Annotated in this window: 23 protein-coding genes; 17 read left to right on the top strand and 6 right to left on the bottom strand. The window is 42.6% G+C overall.

Annotation, left to right across the window (positions count from 1 at the left end; all coding sequences use genetic code 11):
* The 5 genes from AC58QG_RS10630 to AC58QG_RS10610 are packed head-to-tail and all read left to right on the top strand — an operon-like array spanning position 1 to position 4,594.
* Complete coding sequence (locus tag AC58QG_RS10630) at positions 1–1,278, top strand: ABC transporter substrate-binding protein (protein WP_497362018.1); 1,278 nt, start codon at positions 1–3, stop codon at positions 1,276–1,278.
* Positions 1,259–2,152, top strand: a complete 894-nt coding sequence (locus tag AC58QG_RS10625; RefSeq protein ID WP_497362017.1) for an ABC transporter permease — start codon at positions 1,259–1,261, stop codon at positions 2,150–2,152. Before AC58QG_RS10630 ends, AC58QG_RS10625 begins: the two co-directional genes overlap by 20 nt.
* Positions 2,124–2,954, top strand: a complete 831-nt coding sequence (locus tag AC58QG_RS10620; RefSeq protein ID WP_497362016.1) for an ABC transporter permease — start codon at positions 2,124–2,126, stop codon at positions 2,952–2,954. Before AC58QG_RS10625 ends, AC58QG_RS10620 begins: the two co-directional genes overlap by 29 nt.
* The gene (locus AC58QG_RS10615) at positions 2,935–4,041 is read left to right on the top strand and encodes an ABC transporter ATP-binding protein (RefSeq protein ID WP_497362015.1); all 1,107 of its coding nucleotides are present in this window, start codon (positions 2,935–2,937) and stop codon (positions 4,039–4,041) included. The genes AC58QG_RS10620 and AC58QG_RS10615 overlap by 20 nt, the downstream gene beginning before the upstream one ends.
* Positions 3,998–4,594, top strand: coding sequence for a CDP-alcohol phosphatidyltransferase family protein (locus AC58QG_RS10610; RefSeq protein ID WP_497362014.1), 597 nt, complete (start codon positions 3,998–4,000; stop codon positions 4,592–4,594). The genes AC58QG_RS10615 and AC58QG_RS10610 overlap by 44 nt, the downstream gene beginning before the upstream one ends.
* Positions 4,595–4,599: 5 nt before the next feature.
* Here AC58QG_RS10610 and AC58QG_RS10605 read toward each other — a convergent pair whose 3' ends face one another.
* Together AC58QG_RS10605 and AC58QG_RS10600 are read right to left on the bottom strand one after the other, a co-directional pair.
* A complete protein-coding gene (locus tag AC58QG_RS10605; protein ID WP_497362013.1) occupies positions 4,600–5,172 on the bottom strand; it encodes a CGNR zinc finger domain-containing protein in 573 nt (190 codons plus the stop codon).
* 193 nt (positions 5,173–5,365) lie between these two features.
* Positions 5,366–6,049, bottom strand: coding sequence for an MOSC domain-containing protein (locus AC58QG_RS10600; RefSeq protein WP_497362012.1), 684 nt, complete (start codon positions 6,047–6,049; stop codon positions 5,366–5,368).
* Between the two features lie 503 nt (positions 6,050–6,552).
* Between AC58QG_RS10600 and AC58QG_RS10595 the strand changes: the two genes are divergently transcribed.
* The 6 genes from AC58QG_RS10595 to AC58QG_RS10570 all read left to right on the top strand — a co-directional run bounded on the left by AC58QG_RS10595 (position 6,553) and on the right by AC58QG_RS10570 (position 12,368).
* Positions 6,553–7,749: an epoxide hydrolase family protein gene (locus AC58QG_RS10595; RefSeq protein ID WP_497362011.1), complete on the top strand. Its 1,197-nt coding sequence runs from the start codon at positions 6,553–6,555 to the stop codon at positions 7,747–7,749.
* Between the two features lie 219 nt (positions 7,750–7,968).
* Positions 7,969–8,349 carry a hypothetical protein gene (locus AC58QG_RS10590; RefSeq protein ID WP_497362010.1) on the top strand — a complete coding sequence of 127 codons (381 nt, stop codon included), beginning with the start codon at positions 7,969–7,971 and terminating at the stop codon, positions 8,347–8,349.
* Positions 8,350–8,690: 341 nt separating this feature from the next.
* Positions 8,691–9,332, top strand: coding sequence for an aquaporin (locus AC58QG_RS10585; RefSeq protein ID WP_497362009.1), 642 nt, complete (start codon positions 8,691–8,693; stop codon positions 9,330–9,332).
* A 272-nt stretch (positions 9,333–9,604) separates the two neighbouring features.
* Positions 9,605–10,624: a peptide-methionine (S)-S-oxide reductase MsrA gene (gene msrA, locus AC58QG_RS10580; RefSeq protein WP_497362829.1), complete on the top strand. Its 1,020-nt coding sequence runs from the start codon at positions 9,605–9,607 to the stop codon at positions 10,622–10,624.
* 39 nt (positions 10,625–10,663) lie between these two features.
* Complete coding sequence (msrA, locus tag AC58QG_RS10575; protein WP_497362008.1) at positions 10,664–11,245, top strand: peptide-methionine (S)-S-oxide reductase MsrA; 582 nt, start codon at positions 10,664–10,666, stop codon at positions 11,243–11,245.
* Positions 11,246–11,252: 7 nt separating this feature from the next.
* A complete protein-coding gene (locus AC58QG_RS10570; RefSeq protein WP_497362007.1) occupies positions 11,253–12,368 on the top strand; it encodes a copper amine oxidase N-terminal domain-containing protein in 1,116 nt (371 codons plus the stop codon).
* A 286-nt stretch (positions 12,369–12,654) separates the two neighbouring features.
* Here AC58QG_RS10570 and AC58QG_RS10565 read toward each other — a convergent pair whose 3' ends face one another.
* Entirely contained in the window at positions 12,655–12,804 is a 150-nt protein-coding gene (locus AC58QG_RS10565) for a hypothetical protein (RefSeq protein WP_497362006.1), read from the bottom strand.
* A 346-nt stretch (positions 12,805–13,150) separates the two neighbouring features.
* Positions 13,151–14,587, bottom strand: coding sequence for a MocR-like pyridoxine biosynthesis transcription factor PdxR (pdxR, locus tag AC58QG_RS10560; RefSeq protein ID WP_497362005.1), 1,437 nt, complete (start codon positions 14,585–14,587; stop codon positions 13,151–13,153).
* A gap of 239 nt (positions 14,588–14,826) precedes the next feature.
* Here pdxR and AC58QG_RS10555 point away from each other — a divergent pair, with 239 nt between their 5' ends.
* The gene (locus tag AC58QG_RS10555; RefSeq protein WP_497362004.1) at positions 14,827–14,961 is read left to right on the top strand and encodes a hypothetical protein; all 135 of its coding nucleotides are present in this window, start codon (positions 14,827–14,829) and stop codon (positions 14,959–14,961) included.
* 261 nt (positions 14,962–15,222) lie between these two features.
* Here AC58QG_RS10555 and AC58QG_RS10550 read toward each other — a convergent pair whose 3' ends face one another.
* Together AC58QG_RS10550 and AC58QG_RS10545 are read right to left on the bottom strand one after the other, a co-directional pair.
* Positions 15,223–15,441: a hypothetical protein gene (locus AC58QG_RS10550; protein WP_497362003.1), complete on the bottom strand. Its 219-nt coding sequence runs from the start codon at positions 15,439–15,441 to the stop codon at positions 15,223–15,225.
* Between the two features lie 473 nt (positions 15,442–15,914).
* Positions 15,915–17,102 carry an AraC family transcriptional regulator gene (locus tag AC58QG_RS10545; protein ID WP_497362002.1) on the bottom strand — a complete coding sequence of 396 codons (1,188 nt, stop codon included), beginning with the start codon at positions 17,100–17,102 and terminating at the stop codon, positions 15,915–15,917.
* 238 nt (positions 17,103–17,340) lie between these two features.
* Between AC58QG_RS10545 and AC58QG_RS10540 the strand changes: the two genes are divergently transcribed.
* From AC58QG_RS10540 to AC58QG_RS10520, 5 genes are all read left to right on the top strand, one after another.
* Entirely contained in the window at positions 17,341–17,547 is a 207-nt protein-coding gene (locus AC58QG_RS10540) for a hypothetical protein (protein ID WP_497362001.1), read from the top strand.
* Positions 17,532–17,789, top strand: a complete 258-nt coding sequence (locus tag AC58QG_RS10535; RefSeq protein ID WP_497362000.1) for a hypothetical protein — start codon at positions 17,532–17,534, stop codon at positions 17,787–17,789. Before AC58QG_RS10540 ends, AC58QG_RS10535 begins: the two co-directional genes overlap by 16 nt.
* A 447-nt stretch (positions 17,790–18,236) precedes the next feature.
* The gene (locus AC58QG_RS10530; RefSeq protein WP_497361999.1) at positions 18,237–19,400 is read left to right on the top strand and encodes a DUF4317 domain-containing protein; all 1,164 of its coding nucleotides are present in this window, start codon (positions 18,237–18,239) and stop codon (positions 19,398–19,400) included.
* 210 nt (positions 19,401–19,610) lie between these two features.
* Positions 19,611–20,561, top strand: a complete 951-nt coding sequence (locus AC58QG_RS10525) for an ABC transporter permease (RefSeq protein ID WP_497361998.1) — start codon at positions 19,611–19,613, stop codon at positions 20,559–20,561.
* 18 nt (positions 20,562–20,579) lie between these two features.
* Positions 20,580–21,455: a carbohydrate ABC transporter permease gene (locus tag AC58QG_RS10520; protein WP_497361997.1), complete on the top strand. Its 876-nt coding sequence runs from the start codon at positions 20,580–20,582 to the stop codon at positions 21,453–21,455.
* Positions 21,456–21,463: the final 8 nt, after the last annotated feature.

Here is a 21,463-nt window from a genome sequence, read left to right as displayed (position 1 = left end):
TTGAAAAGTTTACGTTATTTTAAAATTATTTTATTAATATGCGTCTTTAGCTTGCTCGCTTCGGCTTGCTCAGGTAAAGATTCCAATGATAATGGAAAAGCTGCTGATGATACTCTTCTTTCAGGCAGTTGGGATCAAGTTTTGGCGGAAGCTAATGGACAAACAGTGAATTGGTATATGTGGGGCGGAAGCGATGCGATCAATGATTTTGTAGATCAGAAATATGGGACTGTATTGAAAGATCGGTATGGAATCATATTGCACCGTGTACCACTAGGTGATACTGCGGAAGCGGTTAATAAGGTGCTAAATGAAAAGCAGGCTGGTAAAAACAAAGATGGCAGTGTGGATATGATTTGGATAAACGGAGAAAACTTCGCTAGCCTGAAGCAAGCAGACGCTCTGTTTGGTCCTTTTGCAACCAAGCTTCCGAATGCCAAATACGTCGATTATCAGAGTCATGCTGTCGGGAAGGACTTTGGTTTGGATACGGATGGATACGAATCAGTCTGGGGGAGTGCGCAATTTCAATTTGTGTATGATGAAACTCGGATAAATCCAGACGATCTACCGCGCAACTATAGAGAATTAAAGTTGTGGGTGGAGAAACATCCAGGAAGATTTACTTACAATGCACCTCCTGACTTTACGGGAACGCGCTTTGTGAAGCAATTGTTCTACGAATTAAGCGGTGGGTATCTGTTATGGTCAAAACCTTTCGATCAACAAGAATTTAATGCTGAGGCATCGAAAGTTTGGAACTACTTGAATGAGTTAAAGCCGTCATTATGGCGAAATGGGGAAACCTACCCCAGAACGATCGCTGAATTAACGACACTTTTTAATAACAATGAAGTGGACTTTGCCTTCACACAGGATATCGGCGGTATTGCGACGGATATCGGCAAAGGGAAATTGCCTAATACGGCTCATCCTTATATCTTCGACACTGGCACAATTGGTGATTATCATTATGTCGGGATTCCATTTAATGCCGCACATAAAGCTGCTGCCTTGGTTGTCGCCGATCTAATACTTGATCCACAACTGCAATTTGAAAAAGCTAATCCGGCAAGGGGCTGGGGAGACGGCATTGGAATAGATCCTTCGAAATTAGAAGGAGAACACACAAAGCTTTATGAGGAGCTTAAGGCTAAAAGCGGCGATACAGCCGTACCGACAGACGAGCTTTTAAAGCATAAGCTTCCTGATTTACAGGCTGCATATACAACGGCATTAGAAGAAGGCTGGAAGAACCATGTTTTATTCCAAAAGTAAACCAATTAGACTGCTAATCTTAGGGGGCATGCTTTTTCCAGCCCTTCTATTTGTGGCAGGAACGTTCTTTGCTGGATTGTTCATTAGCTGTATCCAAAGCCTGGATTACTTCCCGATAATCGGGAAGACAACGGTGTCGCTGCATGTATACAGTAAGCTTTTTCATTCCCCCGTATTTTATCATTCACTCTTTTTTTCGTTAGGGATCTCCTTAGTTACGACGGCTGTTGCGGCTCTGATAGCCGTTACACTGGCATTTTGGATTCGTCGGTATACAAATCAAGGAGGAGGGCTTCATTTCTTGCTGCAGTTCAATCTGCCTGTCCCTCATGTTGTAGGGGCAATAGCGATATTGATACTCTTTGGGCAAAGTGGATTGATCTCGCGGTTAGCTTACTTGTTTGGGATGGTACAGCAGCCTTGGCATTTTCCTGTATTGGTTACCGATCAGTTTGGTGGAGGAATCGTGCTGGAATATGTGTGGAAAGAAGTTCCGTTTATTGCAGTGTCCGTGCTTAGTGTTCTAAAGTCTTGGGTTGTCCCCTATGAAAAGCAATTGAAACTTCTTGGAGCAAATGCATGGCAAAGATGGAGGTTCGTCACCTTTCCTTTCATGCTGCCTGCTTTGTTAGCTTCTTCGATTATCGTGTTTGCCTATACATTCGGATCGTTTGAAGTTCCTTACGTCTTAGGCTCTGTGAGCAAACCTACACTGCCGATCCTAGCCTATCAAGCTTATCTCAATCCTGATCTTACGTATCGGTCAGAAGCTATGGGAATTAATATCGTGATTACGATAATTAGCATGATTCTTATTATTTTATATATGAAATGGGGGGAAGGCTATGCGCAAAAACGACATCAATTACCGTAAAGGCTACGCCATATTGTATGCTTTTATGATCTTGTTGTTTTTTATCCCCTTTCTACCACTACTCGCATGGTCATTCTCACAACAATGGAGATTTCCTGATCTGCTTCCAACCGTTTCTCTACGCGCTTGGCATTATGTATTTTCCACGCATTCACAAGTGAGCGATGCGCTATTAAATAGCTTTGGATTGGCTGCTGCTACAAGTTTGCTGTCTCAAGTAGTGGCGTATCCAGCAGCTCGTGCATTGGGACTATATGTGAAAAGATGGAACAAAACGATTCGGTTAGTGCTAATATCGCCTATATTGATTCCCGGTATTTCCATTGCGTTAGGCGTACATGTCCTGTTTCTGCATTTGGGATTATCCGATCAATGGATTGGGGTGCTGCTGTCACACTTGATTCCGGCTATTCCATATTCCATTTACTTATTGTACGGATTTTATGCCGGATACGACATCGGATATGAAAAACAGCTTCGTTTGCTTGGGGCTAGCAGACTGCAATCGTTCTGGCTGGTTGAGTTGCCGCTGATGCGTTCCGTTTTGTCACTGAGTATCTTATTTAGTTTTTTGATTTCCTGGAGCCAATACTTGTTTTCAGTTTTCATTGGCGGTGGCAATCTGATCACACTTCCGATGCTGCTTTTCAGTACGTTATCTAGCGGTGACTACTCGCTCATGGGAGCGTTATGCATGATGTTTGTCCTACCGGCGCTCATAATCGTTATTCTAGGCTCCATAGGAGTAAAGAAGGATCTCTACGAAGGAAAGGAGGCGAATCGTGTTGACCCGATTGTCTGATCCATTTTTACAAGTGACCAATGTGACATACCAATACGATGATACGAAGTCATTTTCCCTGTCAAAGCAGTCTTTTACTCTAGAGAAGGGCAAATTGCTTGTCATACTCGGACCATCTGGCAGTGGGAAATCAACGTTACTTCAGCTTATAGCAGGCCTATTAAGACCCAACCAGGGAAGTATCATAATGGGTGGGGAACCGATTCACCATCTTTTACCCGAGAAAAGGGATTTGTCCATGATTTTCCAAAAACCTTATTTGCTTCCCTTTCTTTCAGTTGGAGAGAATGTGGAGATCGGACTTAAGATAAAAGGGGTTCCTATTCATGAGAGAAAAGTTAAATCGGAAGAAATGCTGCATAAAGTCGGTTTGACGGGATTTTATCATCGTCCACTTTCTTCCCTTTCTGGCGGACAAGAACAGCGTGTGGCATTAGCTAGATCGCTTGTCATCGAACCGCAGCTTATGCTCCTAGACGAACCTTTCAGTCAACTGGATCCGTTACTACGCAGACAAATGGGGCGCTGGCTTGGTGACATGAAGCGAAAATGGGATATTCCGATGATTATGGTCACACATGACAGGGAAGAAGCTATGACGCTTGGTGACCAGTTTTTGATCCTCCGGGATGGCGTGGAGCAGCAGGCGGGAACGCTGGAAAACATTTATTACGAGCCTGCCAACCGATGGATGGCAGACTTCATGGGAATAGATAATGTTTTATATGGAATCAAGAGGGGAACAAGTGTCTCAACCATTCTCGGTGATTTAGAGGTCCATCCGCATTGTGCGAAAGAGCCGGATCGGTTGGTTCGAATTGCTCTTCGATCAGAATGGCTCCAGTTGGATTCTACATCACCTATAAAGGGAACGATTGAGAGCAGCACTTTTCTCGGAGAATATACAGAAGTAAGGGCGCGCGTGAACGGTATATCTGTTGTAATCAAGGAACTTGGCTTTTCACATTATGAATTAGGGATTGAAATAGGTGTTCGATTGGTCGCCTCAAATGTCTGGTGTCTACCCAAGGAGGTAAGTAGCAGTGCTGGATTCTTATGCACGTCACACCGTACAGCCGGTAATTGATAGAGGAGCAAGAATCCTGCGATCTACTGGTTTATCAGCGAATTTGATCACATGGATCGCGATGTTGATAGGCGTAGGAAGTGGGGTTGTATTTACTCTTGGTTTTCCCATAACGTCTGTTGTGATTCTGTGGATATCCGGTTATCTTGATGCTGTGGACGGTACGCTTGCCAGAATGACGAAGCCCTCTAAATGGGGAAATATTTTGGATATCACGTTTGATCGGGTGGTGGAAAGTGCTTTAATTATTGCGATTTTACTCGTCCATCCCGATGCTTATTTACCGATTTCGCTCAACTTAGCAGCAATCCTAGTTAATATTACGACGTTTCTTGTAACAGGCAATGTCATCTCAAATTCAGGAGCAAAAGGATTTCACTATAACCCGGGGATCTTAGAGCGAACGGAAGCGTTTGTGTTTTTTTCTTTAATGATACTGTTTCCAAACGCGATCTGGGAGTTGTCGTGGCTATTTGTAATGCTTCTCATTTTCACAACAACAAAGCATCTACGCGATGTGTACGTGTGGCTCAGAAAAAGTAGTGTCGACTAACATATTTATCTGCGAACAGCTGGTTTTAGCGGCTTTTTTAGTGCTTTTTTGCGTTCGCGGAACCGTCGGACCTTCATTAGGTTGCCGCAAACTTTATCGTCACAGAACCGTTTGGAACGGTTCCGGGTTTCGTCGTAGTAAGCCACCCTGCAATCCGGATTATCGCAAAAGCGAAAGCGGGCAGGCTCTCCCTCCGCAAGTTTGCGGCTGAAGGAGGCGGCCACTTCCGCTCCTATGGGGGTCCAGCCCGTTTGTAAAGGGGTGGATTCCAAGTGATAACCCGAATCCGATTCCGTGATGCTTAGAATCATGGGTCCGCCGGATAGCGCTCGGTTCAGACCCGCGAGATCAGCGGAATTAGCGGATTGGAGCACTGTAAGCTTTTGGACGATTTGCAACATGTGTTCCCTCAACCGTCTCAGATCATCCAATTCTATCGCCGACGGAGCACCGGGAAAGGGAATGTTGTGGGTAGCCAACCATTGTTCCAACCATCCCGGTTTATCCAACAGGTCTTCTGATTCACCGCGGCCTCTCCAGTCGTGATAGTCGCTTTTCATAAAATCGTCCCATAACATCTCGCTGCAACTCCCTTGTATTCATTTGGAATGCAAAGATATTTTTACCAATCGGACTTCTACTTATGTACCCAGATTTCCTGAATTTCCGACACTAACGCAGATTGCTCAGCGATCATTTTCCTCAACTACTACGGAAATGAAATAAAGTCATACGAATTAGAATTCGTATGACTTTTTAATAATTTGTAAATTAGTCAGCGCCTTGCAATCGCTCGCGAGTATCCGTCTCTTTCCCTAATAAACGCTTGGTAAAAGTCTGTTTCCAGTTCATCGAAAGCTCATCGATTTCAAGCATTCGTTGCAGTCCTTCACAATTATTCTTATCAACATGCATGATGTGGTTTGCGAAGGCAATTGTAATAGACTTTGGGTGAGCCGATATCTGCTCCAACCTGTCGGTTAAGGCGACTTTGCCTTCCTTAAGAACACGGAAATAAAAACCTGAGTAACCGGACTCTTGTACTTTTAGCGGCATGCCAGGATTGTTGTATCGAACGGATAGTTTGAAGCAAGGTTGTCGTGGTTGACTAACTTGTAGGACGGTTTCTCCCAATGTAAATATATCTCCGATACAAACCTCAGTTTCCAGGAGACCACGAACCGTTAAGTTCTCTCCAAAAGCCCCATATTCCAATTTTGTCAGTAACTCTTTTTCCCAAAAGGGATAATGTTCATAAGGGTACACACAAACTGCTTTCTCTCGACCGCCATGATGAATTAGATCCGCTTGTCCATCACCTTCAAAATTCTCCCAAGATAAATATAAAGTTTCATCCACAGGCAATTTATAAATTCCTGTAGAAATTTCTTTGTTTTTATAGAAGACTGTCAGTGGCTTACTAATATTAAGTGAAATAAGTTCTCCGTTAATCATTTATGATCTCCTCACTCAAAATGCCACGTAATCAAACGCGGAAAGTGTTGCTCCGAAAAGAAGCGGCACTTTATAATCCTGCTTATTATTATACAAATTATCTGCTGGCGTCAAGACTTCGATTCATATTTTGATATGCCATTTCGTAACTCTTAAAAAAACATTAGAAGGTTACTTGCAATTCATTACTCTCCGTGATATATTACATCCGTAACGCATAAAACATTATTAGAAGGTTACTAAAATGGATTGGATATGTATGAATCGAGTGATGTTTTTTCTTCTTTAGTTATGAAACGTTCGCTTATTGTACGTATGGCGGCGGTGATCCAGACATGTCATTCACCATCAAAGACGAATTGTTTGATGGTGACAATAGAGGAATTAGAACAGACCGAGCTTTGCGATGCAGAACTCCGCGCGTTTCGTTCTGATCGCTGTGCTCACGACTCGGCCACTCACAAACTCAAAAATCCAAGACCAATCAAAAGGAGATTAAAAAAATGACACAAACAACTACAGACAAGAATGCTATTCGTCCGTTTCATGTGAATGTTCCCCAAGAGGAACTTACTGAATTGCGCAATCGTATCAATGCGACAAGATGGCCTGAGAAAGAAACGGTCTCTGATCAATCACAAGGCACGCAGCTTGCGACGGTGCAGGAACTTGCGCGTTATTGGGCGAACGAGTACGACTGGCGCAAGATCGAAGCGAAGATCAACGCTGTGCCGAATTTCCTTACTGAGATCGATGGTCTGGACATTCACTTCATTCACGTTCGTTCAAAGCATGAAAATGCGATGCCTATGCTTATTGCGCACGGATGGCCGGGCTCGATTATCGAGCAAATGAAGCTTATCGAACCGCTTACTAATCCTACAGAGCACGGCGGAAGTGCGGATGAAGCTTTCCATGTCATTATTCCATCGATGCCTGGATTTGGATTCTCGGGCAAGCCGACCGCGACTGGCTGGAATCCTGAACGCATCGCAAGCGCTTATGCTGAATTGATGACTCGACTTGGCTATACGAAGTATGTGGCGCAAGGCGGCGACTGGGGTTCGATTGTCGTTAACTTTATGGGCCTTCAGGAACCAAAAGGATTGATTGGAATTCACACCAACATGCCTGAAGTGATTCCACCTGAAGTTGATGCGGCTATCTGGTCCGGCAACCCGCTACCGTCCGGTCTCTCAGACGAAGAGTTAAAAGCGTGCGAGCAAGTTCGCGAAAATAAATTCTATTACGCCTTCTTGATGGGAACGCGTCCGCAGACTTTGACCGCTTTGGTGGATTCGCCAGTAGGATTGGCCTCCTTCATGATTGACCATGATTGGAGGAGCTTGGCTATGATCTCGAGATCTTTTGCCGGAGTCAATGAAGGCCTAACGCGCGACGACGTTCTCGACAACATCACACTCTTCTGGTTGACGAACACGGCGATTTCTGCAGCTCGTATCTACTGGGAGAACAGCGTTGCCGGAACTTCCTTCTTCGTCGTCAAAGGCGTCAAGCTCCCGGTTGCCGCTAGCGTATTCCCGGATGAGATGTATGAAGCACCGAGAAGCTGGACAGAGAAGGCATACCCGAATCTGATCCACTACAACAAACTTCCTAAGGGCGGACACTTCGCAGCTTGGGAACAGTCAGAGTTCATGATTTCAGAACTTCGCACGGCATTCAAGTCACTGCGCTAATCTGAATTAGTTGGAATAAACTCGCACGGGTGCTAGTTGGTACTCATAGGACCGGATAATCAAATGTCTTGTTGGCTGCATTCGGACTTAAAATACATTAACTAATACAATCGGGCTGTCTAGCTCGAAGACGAAACAAAAACCGAGGAAGCAATTAATTCCTCGGTTTTTGTTTGATATGAGTGCATGAAACTCTTATAACAAAGAAAGGTGAAAACAATGAAACGAGAAGAAATTGAACTCATGGAATTTAGTATTACTAAATTAATTAAACAGTATCCAGACACTACACCCCAAATGGAACCTAAGTTATATGTGGCGTATTCACGCGGCTATAATGACGGACATCGGGATCAGATTGCAAATTTTCGAAATAGGGTGACGTTTGCCGCACTAGAAGAAGTTGAACTTATGGACTCACGTTTAAGTACATTAGTGAAACAATACCCAGGCATAGCACCAGAAATGGAAGTCATGTTACATATGGCATATTCACGTGGCTTAAGTGACGCTTGGTGGAGTTACGATAGTAACAAACAAAGGGAGTCAGCACAATTGAATATAACTGAAGCTGAGTATGTATTTAATGAACTTGGATAAACGTGTAAAAGAGTGGAACAGAGAAGTGCATGTTAAGCTGGATCCGAAGACAATGTTTTTACTGTTTTTGCAATTTTATTTTCCTTACCCTATTACGGAAATGGAGCCATAAAATTGAAGTTTCGCAAAATGGAATAGTAAAGCAAAAAAGGAGCTGCAATGATGCTCCTTTTTTACTTTGTGATAAAAGAACATTGGTTTCTCAATGGTGCGATCTTTCTTGTAACCTATAAAATTAACTTAAATAGTTACTTGCATTCCATGAAAGTTCGTGATATATTTGTAACCCACATAACATAAATAGATTGTTACAAGAGTGAAGTGAATAGGAGCTGTATTGGATGTTAAAAAAGAAACTGATTGCTGAATTTATTGGTACTTATTTTTTAGTATTTGCGGGTACTGGAGCTGTAGTTATTAACGAGCTTACACAAAGTCTTACGCATGTAGGGATTGCAATTACATTTGGCTTGGTTGTTATGTCTCTTATTTATGCCTTCGGACATGTTTCGGGAGCCCATTTTAATCCTGCTGTTACCATTGGGTTTTTGGTAAGAGGAGGTATTTCCTTGAAAGAAAGTGTGCTTTACATTGTAACGCAAATTGTAGCGGGCATATCCGCGAGTGTCACTCTCTTACTCATGTTTGGTAACATTGCTCACTTAGGAGCAACGCTTCCTCTGTCTACTTGGCAGCAGACTTTTGCCTTAGAATTTATCTTGAGCTTCATCTTAATGATGGTGATATTAGGGTCCGCGGTTCATGGAAAAGCGGTTAAACCTTTTGCTGGAATGGCAATAGGTGGAACTGTTGGATTAGTGGTCATGGTTGCCGGTCCTATCAGTGGGGGATCTATGAACCCTGCCCGTTCCTTTGGTCCTGCGATTATATCAGGATCGACAGAATATCTTTGGATTTACATTGCAGCAACAGTTCTTGGGGCAGTGGCTGCATCAATTGTATATTTGCAAATTCACGAATAAGGGGACATTCGGTTATGAAAAAAGTAATTATTGTGATTCTTCTCATTCTGCTAGCGGCTGGATCTTTCTATGAAGTTACTTGTTTCTTGAACAACTAAGAATGCGGACGCATCATCCCACTAGATAAAACGGAGGCGAAGGAGAAAATGAAATTAAAGAAAAGTAAATCAGTTGTAACGATTGTCCTATTAATCTTTATTGTTTCTGCCATTTCCATTTATATGTCATATCAAAAGAAAGAAAAAGTGAAGGCGCAACAACTTATAACTACAATTAATGAAAATTTGGGTACGCCTTTCGAGACCGCAATTTTTGCTGGCGGTTGTTTCTGGCATATGGAAGAAGCTTTTGAAAAGCTTGATGGTGTTCTGCGTGTTGAAACTGGTTATACGGGAGGGCATACGGAGAATCCGACTTATGAAGAAGTAGGTTCAAAAACGACAGGACATCTCGAGTCGGTGGAAGTTCGCTATAACCCAAATCTAATAACGTATGATAACCTCCTTCAGGTTTTCTGGAGAAACATAGATCCTACAGATGCAGACGGTCAATTCGCTGATCGCGGCAATGATGTTCTATCTGGCATATTTTATAAAAATAATGAACAGAGAGAGTTAGCTGAAGCATCTAGAGATGCATTAGTAGCATCAAAAAGATTCGATAAGCCGATTGTAACTAAACTTGCAGCTGCATCGACGTTTTATAAAGCTGAGTTGGAACATCAGGATTTTTATATAAACAATCCAATCAACTACAAGATAACTGAGCGTGGATCTGGTCGTGATAAATTTTTAAATAAAATTTGGGGCGAGGATCGGGAAGTGAAGTTTCCTGCAAAAATAGGTTTTGATAGAGAATTTAATAAAGCGGAAAAACTGGAAATGTTGTCTAATCGCCAATACAGCGTAACGCAGGCGGGTATCGATGAGCCGCCATTTAATAATGAATATTGGGATAACAAAGCAGAAGGCATTTATGTTGATATTGTTTCTGGTGAGCCGTTGTTTAGCTCAAAGGATAAATATGATGCTGGCACGGGCTGGCCTAGTTTTACAAAGCCTTTGGAGCCAAACAATATTGTTCTAAAACGAAGTTCTGGTGTTTTTTTAACGACTATACATGTCAGAAGTCGTTATGCGGATTCATTTCTAGGTGATTTATTCAATGACGGCCCTCAACCAACGGGGCTGCGGTACTGTATGAACTCTGCTGCCATGGAGTTTATTCCAAAAGATGAACTTAACGCAAGAGGATATGGCTTCTATGCGGAGCAATTTAGTGAGAACAGTTAGTTTTAAACGATAACAAAAGAAAGCTGGAGGAGATATAAAATGAGAGATGAAATCGTATTGCGCGTGTGTGACAACGAGGTTCAAGAGGAGTTGACGTCGGTTTGTGAAAGCTCGAACAAGCCCTCTGATACTGCAATATTTGCTGGAGGCTGCTTCTGGCACATGCAAGATACTTTTCAGAAGCTTGACGGTGTCTCGCATGTGTATACTGGTTATACGGGTGGGCATGATGAAAATCCAACCTATAAGAAAGTTGTTTCGGAAACATCGGACCACATCGAAGCGGTCGAAGTTCATTATGATCCGAATGTGATTATATATGATGAGTTGCTCCAAATATTCTGGCGTAACGTTGATCCTACGGATGCACGCGGTCATTCCGCCATCTTTTACACGAACCATGAACAAAAAGAGATGGCAGAAGCATCCCGCAAAGAATTGGATTCAAGAGGACAGTTCCATGCTCCGGTTGTAACGAAGATTGATGCTGCATCAAGGTTTCACAAAGCAGAGGACGAACATCAAAACTATTACAAAAAAGTCCGATTATCCACAAAGAGCAAGTTGAGAGAGTTTTTCTCTAATAGCGGAGATATTTTAGAACATTATATGTGGGAGTGATCGTGAAATGAAAACGATGTTGGAAAAAACAATCGCATCCACTGCTATGGCAGCCGTGCTGCTGGCTCCCGTCTTACTTGGTGCCCCGGTTCAAGCCATGGACAATACATCTGGATACACCGTTATTAAAAATTTTCCCCTCTCCGTGAACAAAGGCGAATCATCCACATATTTGGAAGATGGTAATCTCATGGTGCCTGTTCGTGAAATAGCCCAAGGTCTCGGGTGGGATGTCACATGGAATGGGAATGCACAAGAAGTCAAGCTCGTCAAAGGAAATAATGTTATTCGGCTTGTTTTGAACAGCCCTCACGGAACGATAGGAGATTTTGAGCCGTTCTTGCTGAAGACACCTGTCGTTTTGAAAAACGAAGTTTCCTTCGCTCCTCTGAGGGTACTGGCAGCCAGAATGGGGGCGGTTACGTTGTGGGATTCCAAAACGAGCACGGCGTGTATCGCGATTCCAAATCAATCGCAACAAACCCACCTCACCTTCGATTTCAGCAAGGATAACGGAGGATGGAAAACTGGCGTGGCCGATCTCCCGGTCAACTATCAAGATCAGGATTATCAGATAAACGCTAAAGTGGATACGGTTAAGCTAAACGACGGCGCCGAGTTACACGGCATGATGCTAAGCGGAATGAACCGCAGTGACGACCTGTTCATGTTTATGTCCAAAAAGCTGGACGGTGCCGCCGGTTTGAAACCGAATACGGAATACGAAGTGAAATTACGTTTCGACATGGCTACCAACGAAGTTGAGAGCTCCGTTGGAATCGGTGGCGGTCCCGCCTCTGCGGTATTCGTGAAGGCCGGCGTTGTCGACCGCGAACCTTCCGTCTTAGAAGACAGTGCTTATGCGAATACGCCTTACTATCGCCTGAACCTCGACAAAGGTAACCAATCGACTGAGGGCAAAGACGTAGGCCTCCTAGGAAACATCGCCAAACCGGACGCTGAGAAAAGTGGATTTCAGCTGAAAAGCTTCGAACGTACGTACACTCTAAAAAGCAACGCTGACGGAGAATTATACATCATAATTGGTACGGATTCAGGATATGAAGGGTTGCAGACGCTCTATTTCACCAACATCGACTTGGAAATTGGTTCTAGGAGCTAACAATCTCCATCCAAACAGAAAAGAAGATCGTTCTACTACCATCCGAACGGGTTAGAACGATCTTTTTGCGTTCTTTTGAAAATCAACCTGAAATGAAAAAAACCATCTCCAATGAATGCGGATGGAGGGATTTTCGTGTGATTCAATTAACTTTAATATACCCGCTTGTACAAATTTATACAGTACTTTCCTGATTGACCAGCGTCTAATGTGACCACTAATCCAGTAGGATTGAGAACGGATCTACTTATCGTAGTAAGTGCAGGTACACTAAAGGTCAGATCAGTCATACCCAGAGAACAGTACGATGTGCCAATTTACGATCTATATAAATATTTCCGCAAATTTCGTCATTCACCAATTCAATTGTACCCTCGCAACAATCGAACCGATCAGCCAGATCAGCGAATGACTCTGATTCATCTTCTTTTGACATATAGATACCTCTGTTCAACTTGGAGTTTGACCTTTTAATGAACTACATTGTATGTTGTAAGAATTGTCCTTGTTTCAATTTTTCCATTTTATTGGAATATTTGAAGCCCAATGCAAAAGAACCTGCCCACAGATTCGTACCAGGGGAGGTTGTTTTAATTTCTTTTCATTTGTCTTGTCGGTTTTTTTCTCTAAATTGGCTTAGAGTGGTATGCTCGAATTTTTTGAAGGCGCGTAAAAACGTATGAATGTTATTATAGCCCACGGTAGCAAATATTTCGCTGATATGTCTTTCAGGAAATTGAATGCCCCAAAAAAGCTTACTATGTAATGGAAATAATGAGTTTTCATTCAATCAACTCACGTAGTGCCCTAGCAAATCTGGATATCCCCAATGCAATTTCCTCCTGCTTCGCCCTAGCGAATGTAAATCGGACGTATCCAGAATCGGAACCATACACACTCCCAGGTACCATTACGATTCCTTGCTTAATGCATGCTTCCAACAAAACACTGTCTGAGATATTCGGAATCAATTTGCACCAAAAATGAATACCTCCGACTGGCACCACATACTCGACTAGACCTGAAAGTTCCCTCTCTAACGATTCGATGAGTAAATCTCGTTTAAATTGAAGCTGCATACGCAAGCGCTCCAAATGAGGAGCAAAATAAGCAGATTGTAAAAATTGTCCCGCTACCTGCTGAGGAATGATGCTTAATCCAAAATCCATCTGCTGTCTAGCATCGGCTAGTCTGTCCACAATGGAACGAGGCGCTACCATCCATCCGATCCGTAGGCCAGAAGCGGCGATCTTGGAGAATGAGCCAATATACAGAACCGAACCCGTAGTATCCATGGATTTGAGCGGCAAAGGAGGGATGCCATCAAAGGAGGTTAAGCTATATGGATCATCTTCCACAACAGGTAGTCCCAATTCACTAATGATATCAAGAAGACGTTTGCGCCTTTCTTCACTTAGTAGGGCTCCCGTTGGGTTCTGGTAATTCGGATTCAAGAACACCATCTTAATACGATGTTTTTTGTACAAATTGCGAATATCATCTGGTTGTATGCCATGCTTATCGACTGGTAGACGGAACAAGCGAAGGCCAGCTGATTGAAACATGGGCAGCGAATAGCAGTAGGAAGGATCTTCAATTGCAACGGCATCACCTGGAGACAGAAGACATTGTGTAATTAAAAATAACGATTGCTGAGAGCCTGATGTGATAAGAATGGAGGATTCCGTTGTCCGGATTCCACGATAATTGTTTAGATAATCGACTAAAGCCTCTCTTAATGGAGTTGAACCTTGAGGGTTAACGTAACCCAAATAGGACGTGTATGCGTTTTTACTCATCAATGCAGCGATTTCATCTGTGGGAGCTAGATCAGCCGATAGTTCACCGCTCGCAAAATCGATCAATGATGGATGTTGAGCTAGCGCTTCGCGGATCCTCCGTAAAAAGGGCAGGTTAGGAAGAAAGCTTCCTCCTTCGGCAAACCGACTCCAGTTTGGCGTATGTTTCGGAGTGGCCCCCCATTTGGATGTACTTACCCGAGTTCCGCTACCAGTACGGCTTTCGATAATCCCCATAGATCGCAGTTCCGCGAATGCCGAAATAACCGTGCTGCGGTTCACATCAAATTGTTCTGCAAGTTTTCGTTCGGAGGGCAGCAAACTGCCCGGAGGAAACTCCCCATATGAAATTTTTTGCTCCAGATGGTCCGCAATTTGCTCGTATAGAGCTTTTTTACTAGAGCGATCAGGTTTCCACATCTTAAAATCCCCTTGAATATTAGATCAAACCAGACAAATTTTACATATATAATACCACTTATCTACGAATAATAACCGATGTTTTCGTCTTTATGATTTATCATTCTGTGAACATGGATTGCATCATTAGTGGATGGCATAAAAACTGATTAATTGGTTGGTTACATTCCTCCTCTTCAAATTTATGATTGTTATTAGTAGTACTCTTGGTGTTATTACTGTGGGAAGGAGATGGACCAATGACAGCTTTGATATCTTTTATTATGCTTTGTATCGCGTTTGTATCAAGTCCTTTGATTCTTGCTATAGGGGGGGCTCATCTCATCCGTGAAGATGAACGTGAAAATGACATAAGGCCGGAAATAATAAGATAAACGTAAAAAAGGAGAGAATAAGAATGAATAATTCACATAGAAACAACTACGAGCAGAAAATGGATGGACTTCTTCCATTAACAATTATATTTTTTCTTTCCATTTTTTCAGGGTTCTTTTACTTTCTAATAAACGAATTTTTATTGAAGTAAAGCTATTATTGAGAGTGCTTTATGAAATTATAAGTATAAGAAACTAAAGAACCTTAGTACAGTTACTTACTGAACTAAGGTTCTTTGTCCCAAATTATCTTATACCCTATTACATAACAAATTTGACAATATAAACGATCAAAGCTAACAGTCCTAAAGGGATGATAACAGCGTAATAAAGAGATAGATTAACGAATATGCTTTTTGTTTGGCGATCATATCCCGGATTACCTTCTTTATTTTTATTTGAGTGCCCGATTGCTATTGTTGCTACTCCACCGGTAATTAAAATAGCGGAAAATATAATATAGTAAAGATATAACGACATATATGTTCACTCCTTTAAGTTTTTCAGAACCATAGTATCAAAATCATAGTATCAGTTCATCCAAGTCATGTAACCATCCAATCAGCAATCGATATATCCATCCAATTAAGAAGAGAGGTCTGGTCTTCTTAGGTAATGGGAACAAGGGGAGAAACGAGAGCTACGCTTAGAATAAATGTGAGTCTAGATGAATATATTCGCTTGTTCAAATCAAGAAAATATTTGGAGGAGAAGGTAGGGAAACCCAAATGGAACATACTCTGCTTTGGCTCGTTCGCATCGGCAAAACGATAACTGGAAGCCGGCTTCGATCTTGAGAGGTTAAAAAAGAAAGCGTTTTTATTTCGGGATTCCATTATCACCAAAACAATTTATATATTGCGGGTATTTGTAATAAACAGCAAACCATACCACTTCGTTTAGAAGATAAATCTTTAAAATGACTTGATTTTGAAATTTCAGGAATGACCTCATCACTGAGAATGATCGGAAGTAATCACTCGATGTTTATTCCGATACTCGGATGGCGTGACATCGGTTATTTTCTTAAAAACTTTCGAAAAATGGTTCTGATAGTCAAAACCGACTGCGATGGCAATTTCATTGATCGACTTTTGAGAGTCAGTCAGTAGTCGTTTACTCTCGGCTATGCGAATTTCATTCAAATTATCGCTGAAAGACATCCCTGTTTCCAAATTGATCTTATTCGATATATAGGAAGGATGCTTTCCGAATTTATCCGCCACGTCTTTTAATGTGATTTTTTCGAAGAAATGTAAATTCATATAGTGAATGATATCTCTTACTAATGCCGAGTATTGTGGATTTGCAAATTGTTTGATGGCAGCCGTATAGTGTAAAATCATCTCTTTCATGAGTAGTACAATTTCTGCTCTTGTACCAAGGCTCTCCGCTCGTACGATAAATTTGTAGGCAATTGTTCTTGCATATTCATTTTCTACGCCGCTTGCCACCGTAATCTGGCAAACGATCGCGCATGTGGAAATAAAATGATTTTTGGCGGAACGTAGGATGTCGCCGCTCGCAAGTTCAAATCGGTTGACGCCTTCTTGAAAGCTAGACAAGGAGTCCAAGTGGCTCTGAACGATAGAGACGTCTCCGGTCTGCATTTTTTCTTTTAACCGCTCGTATTCCTCAAGTGTTATGTGCAAAGCTTCTTGTTCATAGTAGAGGTTGACAAGAGAAACCTCAGCGATTCCGAGGGGAGAAGGGGTATGCGTTATACTGTACGTTTTCGGCTGTGGAATACGTTGCTCTTCATTTTTGATGAACAACCAATAGAATAATCGGCCCAGATATTCGAGCTCTTTTCGATTTTTGGAGGGGATTAGCTTATCGTATTTGCTCTCTGGGGATGCGAGTCCAATCGGCCCTATAATGAGGATGAGCCTTTCGTTTTCAGTCAGAACCGATAGGGTATGAAACAAACACGAGTCAGGTGTCCAAAAAGAGAAGAATGGCTGATCAACTTCAGACAATTTCTCGATCATCTCTTTCATGATTAGCAGTGTCTTGGAAAGCAACTTTTGTCTTTCTGGGTGGATACAAGCAAACAGAAGCTGGCCATCGTTATCAGCTCCAATGACATCAATTCCGTGCAGATAATGAAAACATCGCGCTTTCTCCTCAATAGATCTCAAAGGAACCCTCCACAAACTTAACTATATATCTACAATATTAACAATCGTTCAATTTTTAAATCAACTTTTCAAATCATTCCAAAGAAAATAAATAATAGTTCTATTTCTATAATCTTAATATTTCATCAACTTCGAAATCTAATTGGAAGTATAATTCACAGCAATTGGGCTCTCAATGATCAAGAAAAACCGCTAACGTACATTATGGAAAAAAGAACTTCGGGGAGTGAAAATCATCATGAAACTTTATACTATCGAGTTTACTGTCAGGGGAATTGTACACGGTGTTACCGTGAGAGCTAGAAACAAGATCGAAGCGATCGCCGCTGGGTTCTCCAAGCTGCGCGGCTGGTGCGAAAAGGACGGGGTCAGTGAGATCAGGATCATGGAGGATAACGGAAATCCGGTAGCTACTGCAGAGGATTACAAATGCAATTACAATTAGACCAAAGCAAATCCGCGCAGGTACAAGTCAGGAAGCGAATCACGAATGAATTATGCAAAACGTTATTGAACGAGGAGCTAGGAGATGTTTCCCCCTTGCAAGCTATCCAGTCTCTCAATAAACTGGTGCATCTCGCAACAGAGGTTAACGCTCTGGATGCGATCCATGTACTAAACGGGCAGATCCAGCAGCTCCGCGATAAACTAGATAAAGATCCTGAACGCGGACGCCAATTAACGTAGAGGGGATTTCTAAGCGCCAGCCGTATGAAAAATTCGAAAACCATACTATAAGTAATTCTAGCGAATTATGGAACAATAAAAACGGAGCGCCGCGGGTTTGCGTGCTCCGTTTTCTAATTAATTATGAAATATCACACTTTTTTTTATCTTCTTTTTTGTTTTTTGAGGATAGTTTCTCAAAATTGTTGAGAAATTTATAATTATGAATTAACATACAGGAAGTAGTTCATCCAAGTGATAGAAAAGCACATGTGCACTTCATAAATAATGCACTCTTAGTTTGGAACGAAAATAAAGGGAAGTAACGGTGGTAGCCCTTCTCATGAAGGGCTTTTGTTTTGATGTGAACGCTCAGGAAGGTAGATCATCCTTTACAATTTTTTGTACCATAGTTTATGGTTTTTGCTAGTAAGGCTATTTCACTTCTTAGGAGTTGGCTAACGGATTATGATAAAGAAAGAAATTGCCCATATTCGCAAGCATTTTAAATTGGATAACGAAATGCTTAAAATTCACGAGATTTTAAACGTGTATATTATGAAGGAAACCAACGAGATCTACCATTATGAGCGCCAACCGTTCGCCTTAGTGGACAGGGAAAAGCAGGAACTATATATGCTCAATTTCAAGAAACTGCTGACCGGCGAATTAGATCAGAAGATGTATGAGTTAAAGTTTCAGGAGGAAGCGGAGCAGCCTACACAGGTGCTTCTGCATCAAGGTTTGGTGACCGGTAATTCAGAAGAATGGCAAGATCTGATGCTGTTGTTGGTGGAGAAAATGTTTGTGGATACCGTATACGAGCAGGATACAGTGATTACTTTCGTTCGCGGGCAATATTCACGGCCGACCAAGAGTAGGAACGAAGATGCCATGGAGAGCGAAAAGAACGAGATGTTCGCGAATCTATTCATTCTGTGCAGCATGAATTCTACGGAACAACAAAAGAAAACGCTCATGTTCGACTATGTGGAGAGGGAATATAAGTATAATGTCTTCGTAGATCCGATCATCAAATTGAACACGCCGGAGCAAGGTTTTTTCTACCCTAGCGTGACGGACAACTATTCCGACGTGAATCGCATTCTGTATTGTTCGGGGAGAGCGCATGAACCGAATTGGCAATTCATCGAGCAAGTCTTAAATGCCGAGAAGACCGTGACAGCGTTAGAAGAAAGAGCTATTTTCGAAGACATTGTGAAGGAAGTGGCGGGCGATCAGCTTGATGCCGCAACGATTGCTCATGTGTACGAGGAAATTCATCGTGTCATTGAGTCCAACGAGGAAGAAGAGCCTCCAAAGTTGGATTATAAAGATGTGGAACGTATGCTATCGACGAGTGGCGTAGAAAACGTGACGATGGAAAAGGTGGAACGAGCGTTCCAAAACGTCGTTGACGACAAAAACTATGAAATCAAAGCGAGCAGCGTCCTTCCGAAGTTCACATCGAAATCGATTAAGATTGATACGAAGGTAGCCACGATTACGGTCAGTCCGCAAGATTTAAAATACGTGAGACAGGTGAATTATCAAGGAAAACGATGTATCTTGATCGAGGTTGATGAAGACGTCGTGATCGAAGGATTTACGCTCAATACGGAGACGTTATAATTAATTCTGAAACAACTAAAACGGAGCGCCGCGGATTTGCGGGCTCCGTTTTTCTATTAAATATGGAATATCACACTGGCGTGGTGAATGTGACTTTCCCCCTGTATTATTGTACTTCGCTCGGGTTTTCCGATCTTCTTATTTCAAGTAAGCTAACTAATGTAAGCACATTCTTATCAAGTGCGGGTAGAGAGAGAGGAGGAGAGTTAGATGAAGTTGGTGACAGCCAGGGTCGCCGAAACTAGAGAGACACGGCATAGGAAGCAGCTAAAGCGGCTTTTGAAATACAAATTGTTATATATGTTGCTGCTTCCCGCAGTTGTATGGGTTTTCATTTTTGATTACCTCCCCCTTTACGGGATCAGCATTGCGTTTATGGATTATAACGTCATTCAAGGATTTTCAGGCAGCGAGTGGGTCGGACTGAAATATTTCCGATTACTTTTTGAATCCGAGATGTTCCGCAATGCTTTCATGAACACGCTGCTTATTAGTTTGTACAAAATGATCAGTGGCTTCCTTTGTCCCATCCTGTTAGCGCTTGCACTGAACGAAATCCAAGCTGCTTGGTTCAAGAAGACGCTTCAAACCGCGGTCTATTTGCCGAGGTTCGTGTCCTGGGTCGTATACGGAGGGATCATCACACTGCTGCTCTCGCCAGAAACTGGCGTCATAAACAAAATCATCGAGTTTTTCGGCGGAAAACCGGTTTATCTGCTTGTTGAACCCGCGTACTTCCGAACGATCCTCGTCGTCACAGATGCGATGAAGGAAATGGGCTGGGCCGCAATCATTTATATAGCAGCCATCGCTGGGCTCAATCCGGAGGTATACGAAGCAGCTATAATGGACGGAGCTACGCGGTTTAGGCGGATCATTCACATCACCTTACCGGGAATTACGGGGACCATCATTGTTATCTTCATCCTGAAAGTTGGATACATCATGAGCGCTGGACTGGATCAGGTCATCAACTTATATAATCCGATGGTATTTGAAATGGGAGACATCCTGGATACCTATATTTATCGGATAGGCATCGAACAGTTCAATCTCAGCCTTGCTGCAGCTGCTGACCTCATCAAGGGTGTCATTGGACTAGCGATGGTGCTGCTCGCCAACCAAATCGCCAAGCGGATCAATGATTCCGGCATTTTCTGATAAGGGGGAAACGAATCTATGAAACTCACGAGAGGCGAGACCGTCTTTGTCACCACCAACTATATCGTTCTCACGATATTAACAATAATGATTGTCATTCCATTTTGGTATGTCATTTCCGTATCCGTTACGCCTTATCATATTTTCAGCGAAAAGAATGGGTTGATTTTATTCCCTACCTCTTTCAGCTTTCAATACTATGAATATCTACTGAAAAAAGGCTCCCTGATCTATACCTCATACGGCAACACGTTCCGCAACACGGCGGGGGGCGTCGTGCTTGCTTTGTTTCTTACCGTTACGGCGGCTTACGCATTAGCGGAGAAGAAATTACCCGGCAGGCGGGTCATCATGATGTTCTTTGTCTTTACGATGCTGTTCAAGGGCGGGATGATCCCCACCTACATCACCATCAAGCAGTTAGGTTTGCTGAACACCAACTATGTTCTCATACTGGTTATGGCCTACAGCGCTTTTAATATGATCATCATGAAATCATTCTTTGAAGGTATCCCAGAAAGCTTGAGGGAATCGGCCTCTATGGACGGAGCATCCGAATTCAGGATCTTGTGGCAAATTGTGCTTCCCCTGTCTATGCCAGTTATTGCAACCATCGGTCTCCTTTACTTGGTTGTTTATTGGAACGATTTCTTTAATGCTATGCTATATGTGACCGACTGGCACAAAGCGCCCGTGCAGCTCGTTCTCCGAACCATTATCGCTAGTTCCAGTCTTCCGCCGGAGCTGCTTGAAGCAGCTGGTTCGTCTCCACCGCCTGCGATAGGCATCCAAATGGCCGCCATCGTAATCGTGGCCGTGCCGATGCTGATCATCTACCCGTTCATCCAAAAATATTTTGAGCAGGGTATGCTAATAGGTTCAGTAAAAGGCTAAGTCATTCG

The organism is Paenibacillus sp. J22P169, assembly GCF_059691995.1.
This window is presented reverse-complemented; position numbering and strand designations above follow the sequence as displayed.